Source organism: Rhodopseudomonas sp. B29 (assembly GCF_000333455.1).
Lineage (GTDB): Bacteria > Pseudomonadota > Alphaproteobacteria > Rhizobiales > Xanthobacteraceae > Rhodopseudomonas.
The window spans coordinates 1-7229 of sequence record NZ_BADD01000590.1 but is presented as its reverse complement, the minus strand read 5'-3'; the positions used below and the strand labels follow the sequence as shown (position 1 = coordinate 7229).

The window sequence follows — 7229 nt, the reverse complement described above, 5'->3', positions numbered from 1 at the left end:
GCTTCAGGCGGTGCAGCAGATCGTCGAGGCGAGGGGAGACCGGCCGTTTTCGTCGCTGGCCGATTTCGCCTCGCGCGTCAGCCCGAAGGCGATCAACAAGCGGGTCATCGAAAGTCTCGCCGCCGCCGGCGCGTTCGATTGCCTCGACAGCAATCGCGCCCGCGTGTTCGCCGGCGCCGACGTCATCGTCGCGACCTGCCAGCGCAGCCACGAGGCCGCGACCAGCGGCCAGAACGACATGTTCGGCGGACTGTCGGGTGCGCCGCAGATCGTGCTGCCGCAAATCGAGCCGTGGCTGCCGGCCGAACGACTGCGCCGCGAATACGACGCCATCGGCTTCTTCCTCTCCGGCCATCCGCTCGACGACTACGCCACCGCGCTGAAGCGGCTACGGGTGCAGTCGTGGGCCGATTTCTGCAAGGCGGTGAAATCCGGTGCGACGGCCGGCAAGGTCGCCGCCACAGTCGTGTCGCGCATGGAGCGTCGCACCAAGACCGGCAACAAGATGGGCATTATGGGACTGTCCGATCCGACCGGGCATTTCGAGGCCGTGCTGTTCTCCGAGGGCCTCGCGCAATATCGCGACGTGCTGGAGCCCGGCGCCGCGGTGCTGCTGCAACTCGGCGCCGAACTGCAGGGCGAAGACGTCCGCGCCCGCGTGCTGCACGCCGAGCCGCTCGACGCCGCCGCCGCCAAAACGCAAAAGGGTCTGCGCATCTTCCTGCGCGATACCAAGCCGCTCGACTCCATCAGCAAGCGGCTGCAGCCGTCGGAGCCCGCGACGGCCGGGCACGGCGCCGGCAACATCGCCATCGTGCTGCGACTGGACCCCACCACCGAAGTCGAATTCGAGCTCAAGGGCCGCTATCAGGTGTCTCCACAGATCGCCGGCGCCATCAAGGCGGTGGCCGGGGTGGAAATGGTCGAGACGCTGTAATGACCGCCGGTAGCGCTTGAGTCCAACTACACGCCTGGCAGGCGCGGCCTTGATCGCGTCGCTTTTTGTTCAACGAACATTCAGACGGCCGCGCGCTGAACTACGCGCGGTGGCGATCCGCATGGGCGGATGGCGCTCATGCATCAGGTCACGATCATGCGTCTCAATCCGTTTCTGTCTTTCCTATCCGCCTTCGCCGTTTTGCTGATCGCCGTGTCGCCGGGCGGCGCCCTCGCGCAGCAGCAGGAAAAACGCATCGCGCTGGTGATCGGCAACGGAGCGTACGCCAAGGCACCTTTGTCCACGGCCGCTAACGACGGCGGCCTGATCGCGCAGACACTGCAAGCCGCCGGGTTCGATGTCACAGGCGCCCGTGACCTCGACGGCGACACGCTGCGCGGCGCGTTTCGGGACTTCATGAAGAAGGCCGAGGATTCGGGACCCGACGCTGTCGCGGCGATTTATCTCGCCGGGTACGGCGTCCAGTACGCCGGAGAGAACTACTTCATTCCAGTCGACGCGCAGATCACCCGTGACACCGATATTCCGATCGTGGGGCTGCGGATCAGCGACTACATGCACCAGCTGTCGTCGCTGCCGCTGAAGGCCAGCATCGTGGTGCTCGATCTGGCGCGCGAGCAGCCCTTCGTGCCGGCCGGTTCGATCGCTTCGGGCCTGGCGATGGTCGAGCCCAACCCGAAGATGCTGATCGCGTTCAACGCCGCGCCCGGCACCGTCGCGCCCGACGAGCGGGGCGCCTACGGCGTCTATGCGCAGGCGCTGGCCGAAATGATCCGCACCGGCGGCCTGACGCTGCCGCAGCTGTTCGATCGCGTTCGCCTGCGCGTCAACGAGAACACCAAGGGCGCGCAGCTGCCGTGGGATACGCGCAGCATCGACTCGAACTTCATGTTCTTCGACCGCGCGCCCGATGCGCCGCCGATGGCGGCCGTGGATCAGACGCTGCGCGCCAAGCCGATCCGCGATTTCGGCGCGCAGGAGGCCTATGCGGCCGCGCTCGATCGCGACACGCTGCAGGCCTACGAGGACTTTCTCGCCGCCTATCCGAACGATCCGCTGGCCAAGCGGGTGAGGGCGATCGTCGCCGCGCGGCGCGAAGCGATCACCTGGCGGCGCACGTTCCGGGTCAATACACCTGACGCGTATTGGTCGTATCTGCGGCGCTATCCGCGTGGACCCCACGCGGAAGATGCGCGGCGCCGGCTGTCGTTCCTCGCCGCCGCGCTGGAGCCGCCGCCGAGCTTCCCCGTGATCGAATACGACGTGCCGCCGCCGCCGCCGGACGAGATCGTCTATGTCGATCGGCCGGTGCTGATGTTCAGCGATCCGGTGTTCGACTTCGCGCCGCCACCGCCGGCGCCGGTGTATCTGTTGCCGCCGCCGCCGCCGGATTTCGTGGTGCTGCCGCCACCGCCGCCGCCGATCGGTTTGTTCTATCTGCCGCGTCCGCTGTTCGTGCCGATCCCGGCCTACGTGCAGCCACCGGTCTATGTGCAGCCGCCGCCGAACAACATCATCTTCGAAAACATCCACAACACCACGGTCATCAACCAGGTGATCAATAAGCCGCCGGCGGTCGCTCCCAACCCGGCCGCGCCGGTCGTTACCCCGCCGACCGCACCGGGTGTGATGGCTCCCGGGACCCGCGCCGGCGTCGCCACGGCCGCGGTGGCCGCTGGCGCCATCGGCGCTGCGCTGCCAGCCGCCGTCATGCATCGCGCCGCGCTGATCCAGGAGGGCAAGGCGGCGGTGCCACCGAGCGCCAAGGTCAACACTGTGCCGCAAGGCGGCTTCGCGGCGAGGCCGGGCGTGCAGCTGCAAGGACCGCGGATGGTGCAGCAGAATGCCGTGACGCCTCCGTCGCCGGCGCCTGGCAGTTCGCCGACGCCGCCGACCACGCCCTCGGCTCCCGCCGGCCAACTCCGTCCGTCCGGTCCGAATGCGGCACCGCTGCTGCAGCAAGACCGTCTGGGGCAGGGCGCACCTGCACCGGCCGTGTCTGGAGCTCACCCACTTCCTGTCCCTGGGGCCAAGGGAGTGCCGCCCGCGCCGCGCGTCGCTCCTCATGCCGAACAGCAACCGGGCATTGCCCCGCATATCGAGCAGAACAAGGTCGCGCCACAGACTCCGGTCTCACCTGGACGTGCTCCCGGAGCGCAGCCAAAACCCGAGCCGGGCGGCAAGCCGGCCGCCGCCGAGACGTTGCGCCAACCGCAGAGCGGACCGACGCCGCCAAGGCCGCCCGCGCCGCCCGCTGGCACAGCGGCCGAACGCCGCCCGCATGCGCCGCAGGTGCAGCAGCCGAAGCCTCCGGCCATCGCCCGGCCGGAACCGCCGCGGATGCAGCAGGCCCCGCACGCCGCGCCGTCGCCCCGCGCCGAGCCGCGTATCGCCGCCCCGCCACCGCGGGCTGAGCCTCGAATGGCAGCTCCTTCCGCCGCGAGCCGAACCCCGCCCGGCCGTTCGGCCGCCGGAGCCGCCCCACATGGCCGCGCCGCCGCGGCCGGCTCCTCCGCCGCATGTCGCTCCGCCACCGCCGCCGCGGATGGTTGCGCCGCCGGCGCCGCCTCGGGCTGCCGCCCCGCCTGCACCGCCGCGCGCCGCTCCGCCGCCGAGGCCGGCCGGACCGCCGAAGAAGTGCAAGCCTGGCGAGAAGGAGTGCTAGAACGCACCTGCTCGGTCCGGCCGACCCGAATACCCCTCAGGGAACGGGCGGCTGGATCCTGCCGATCGACCTCTTGCGACGGGGAAAGCCGGGTTCGCTTGCCTTATTGGGGAATCCGGCTATAACCCGCGCCATCTCACACGGAAACATGGCTCGCAAGGCCGTCCGGTGGCATCCGGGCCGGAAGCGGATTCGTCCGTTTCAAGCTCGGTCGCCCACACGTTTCCGGAGGAACCAACCGGAGAATTATCACCATGGCGCTGCCCGAATTCACTATGCGCCAGCTGCTCGAAGCTGGCGTGCACTTTGGTCACCAATCCCACCGCTGGAATCCGAAGATGGCGGACTACATCTTCGGCGCCCGCAACAACATTCACATCATCGACCTCGCGCAGACCGTGCCGTTGCTGCACCGTGCGCTGCAGGCGATCAGCGACACCGTCGCCAAGGGCGGCCGCGTTCTGTTCGTCGGCACCAAGCGTCAGGCGCAGGATTCGGTCGCCGATGCTGCCAAGCGCTCGGCGCAGTACTTCGTCAATTCGCGCTGGCTCGGCGGCACGCTGACCAACTGGAAGACGATCTCGGGTTCGATCCGCCGGCTGCGTCACCTCGACGACGTGCTCGGTTCGGCCGACGCTGCCGCCTACACCAAGAAGGAGCGCCTCGAGCTGCAGCGCGAGCGCGACAAGCTCGACCGCTCGCTCGGCGGTATCAAGGACATGGGCGGTTTGCCCGACCTGATCTTCGTGATCGACACCAACAAGGAAGACATCGCCATCCAGGAAGCTCAGCGTCTGGGCATCCCGGTCGCGGCGATCGTCGATACCAACTGCGATCCCAAGGGCATCACCTATCTGGTGCCGGGCAATGACGACGCCGGCCGCGCCATCACGCTGTACTGCGACCTCGTCGCCCGTGCGGTGATCGACGGCATTGGCCGCGCCCAGGGCGACTCCGGAATCGACATCGGCGCCTCGGCGCAGCCGATGCGCGAAGACCTGCCGGCGGCGGCTCCGAGCACCGGCTTCCAGGGGCTGCCCGGCCCGCGCGGCACTCCGGACGATCTCAAGAAGCTCACCGGCGTGTCCGGTGCGATCGAGAAGAAGTTCAACGACCTCGGCATCTTCCACTACTGGCAGCTCGCCGAGCTCGATCACGACACCGCGCATCAGATCGGCGAAAAAGTCGGTCTGCCGAACCGCGCCGACGGCTGGGTTGCCCAGGCCCGCGGGCTGGCCGCGGAAGCGGAATATTCGAGACGTTTGCGCCGCTTCCGGCTGCAACGTTCCGTTGGTCAAAATCTGAGATGTATCCCTGATCGCGACCCGCCCGGTTCATCCGCCGCGCGGGTCGCACTGACAGGCAAAGGACCAATTAGCCATGGCAAGGATCACTGCAGGGATGGTCAAGGAGCTGCGCGAGACCACCGGCGTCGGCATGATGGACTGCAAGCAGGCGCTGAACGAGAACGACGGCAACATGGAAGCCGCGATCGACTGGCTGCGCAAGAAGGGCCTGTCCAAGGCCGCCAAGAAGGCCGGCCGCGTCGCTGCCGAAGGCCTGATCGGCGCGCTGGTCGACGGCACCAAGGGCGTCGTCGTCGAAGTCAACTCCGAGACCGACTTCGTCGCGCGTAACGAGCAGTTCCAGGGCCTCGTCAAGATGATCGCCCAGGTCGCCCTCAAGGTCGGCGCCGATCTCGACAAGATCAATGCCGCTCCGGTCGGCTCGACCACGGTGGCTGGCGCGATCTCGGACGCGATCGCCACCATCGGCGAGAACATGACGCTGCGCCGCGCCGCTGAACTCAGCGTGTCGCAAGGCGTCGTCGCCAGCTACATCCACAACGCCGTGATCGACGGCGCCGGCAAGATGGGCGTGATCGTTGCGCTCGAGTCGACCGGCAAGGCCGACGAACTTGCCACGATCGGCCGTCAGCTCGCGATGCACGTCGCCGCCGCCAATCCGCAGGCGCTCGATCCGGCCGGTCTCGATCCGGCCGTGGTGCAGCGTGAGCGCGACGTGATGGCCGACAAGTATCGTCAGCAGGGCAAACCGGAAAACATGATCGAGAAGATCGTCGAGAACGGCCTGAAGACTTACTACAAGGAAGTCTGTCTGCTCGAGCAGGCCTACATCCACGACGAGAAGGGCAAGTCGGTCGCTCAAGCCATCAAGGAAGCCGAAGGCAAGGTCGGCGGTCCGATCAAGATCACAGGCTTCGTGCGTTACGCGCTCGGCGAAGGCATCGAGAAGCAGACGTCGGACTTCGCCGCTGAAGTCGCCGCTGCCAGCGGCCAGAAGTAAGCGCTTCAAGCGACCTAACTCCCGGCCATCTCGGCCGGGAGTCTGCAATCCGCCGAGGGACGCGACCGCATCATGGCTGAGCCGATCTATCGTCGTGTGGTGGTCAAGCTGTCGGGCGAGTATTTCGCCGGCGACCAGCATTACGGCATCGATCAGCCGACCATCGACCGCGTCGCGGCCGATCTCATCGCCGCGCGCAAGCTCGGCTCTGAAATTGCCGTCGTGGTCGGCGGCGGCAACATCTTCCGCGGCGTCGAAGTCTCGGCCCGTGGCGTGTCGCGGCCGACCGGCGACTCGATGGGCATGCTCGCCACCGTCATGAACTGTCTGGCGCTCGGCGAGGCGCTGCAGCGCCAGGGCCAAAAGGCGCGGACGTTCTCGGCGCTGCTGATGCCGGAAGTCTGCGATCTCTATACCCGCGCCGCCGCGCTCGACATGCTCGCCAGTGGCGGCATCGCGCTATTGGCCGGCGGCACGGGCAATCCGTTCTTCACCACTGATACCACCGCGGTGCTGCGCGCAGCCGAAATCGGTGCCGACGCGGTGCTGAAGGCGACGAACGTCGACGGAGTCTACACCGCCGACCCGAAGCGCGATCCGAATGCGAAGCGCTTCGAAAAACTAACTCATTCCGAAGCCTTGGCCGGCGGCTACAAGGTCATGGATGCGACGGCTTTCGCGCTTGCCCGCGAAACTTCGCTGCCTATCATCGTGTTTTCCATTGCCGAGGCCGGCTCTATCGGTGCCGTTCTCGGAGGCGCCGGCCGCGCTACGGTCGTTTCCGGCTGAGCCGCCAGAGGCTCGCGGAACGTCGATACGAGATTTGAAGTACAAGGAGATACGGACATGGCGTTCGACATCAACGAAGTGAAGCGCCGCATGCAGGGCGCTTCCCACTCGCTGCAGCACGAGCTCGGGGGCTTGCGCACCGGCCGCGCCTCGGCCTCGATGCTGGAGCCTGTTCAGGTCGATGCCTACGGCTCCCACATGCCGCTGAATCAGCTCGCCACCGTTTCGGTGCCGGAGCCGCGCATGATCTCGGTGCAGGTCTGGGACAAGTCGATGGTCAAGGCGGTGGAAAAGGCCATCGTCGATTCGAACCTCGGCCTGAGCCCGGCGACTGAAGGGCAGGTGCTTCGCCTGCGCATTCCGGAGCTCAACGAAGAGCGCCGCAAGGAGCTGGTGAAGGTCGCTCACAAATACGCCGAGGCCGCGCGCGTCGCGGTCCGCCATGTCCGCCGCGACGGCATGGACACCATCAAGAAGCTCGAAGAGGCCCACGAGATTTCCGAGGACGAT

At 67.3% G+C, this 7229-nt stretch carries 3 protein-coding genes and 3 pseudogenes; all 6 read left to right on the top strand.

Annotation, left to right across the window (positions count from 1 at the left end; genetic code table 11):
• Window positions 1-937 (top strand): annotated as a pseudogene (locus tag I5M_RS21050) (DNA polymerase III subunit alpha); the annotation flags it as partial.
• Window positions 938-1093: 156 nt separating this feature from the next.
• Window positions 1094-3623, top strand: a pseudogene (locus I5M_RS30310) (caspase family protein).
• Between the two features lie 254 nt (window positions 3624-3877).
• Window positions 3878-4861: pseudogene (locus I5M_RS21040) on the top strand (30S ribosomal protein S2); the annotation flags it as partial.
• Window positions 4862-5003: 142 nt separating this feature from the next.
• The gene (gene tsf / locus I5M_RS21035) at window positions 5004-5930 is read left to right on the top strand and encodes a translation elongation factor Ts (protein WP_022723205.1); all 927 of its coding nucleotides are present in this window, start codon (window positions 5004-5006) and stop codon (window positions 5928-5930) included.
• Between the two features lie 72 nt (window positions 5931-6002).
• The gene (gene pyrH / locus I5M_RS21030) at window positions 6003-6719 is read left to right on the top strand and encodes a UMP kinase (RefSeq protein WP_022723204.1); all 717 of its coding nucleotides are present in this window, start codon (window positions 6003-6005) and stop codon (window positions 6717-6719) included.
• Between the two features lie 57 nt (window positions 6720-6776).
• Window positions 6777-7229, top strand: a 453-nt coding sequence (gene frr / locus I5M_RS21025; RefSeq protein WP_022723203.1) for a ribosome recycling factor, incomplete at its 3' end; no start/stop codon positions are given.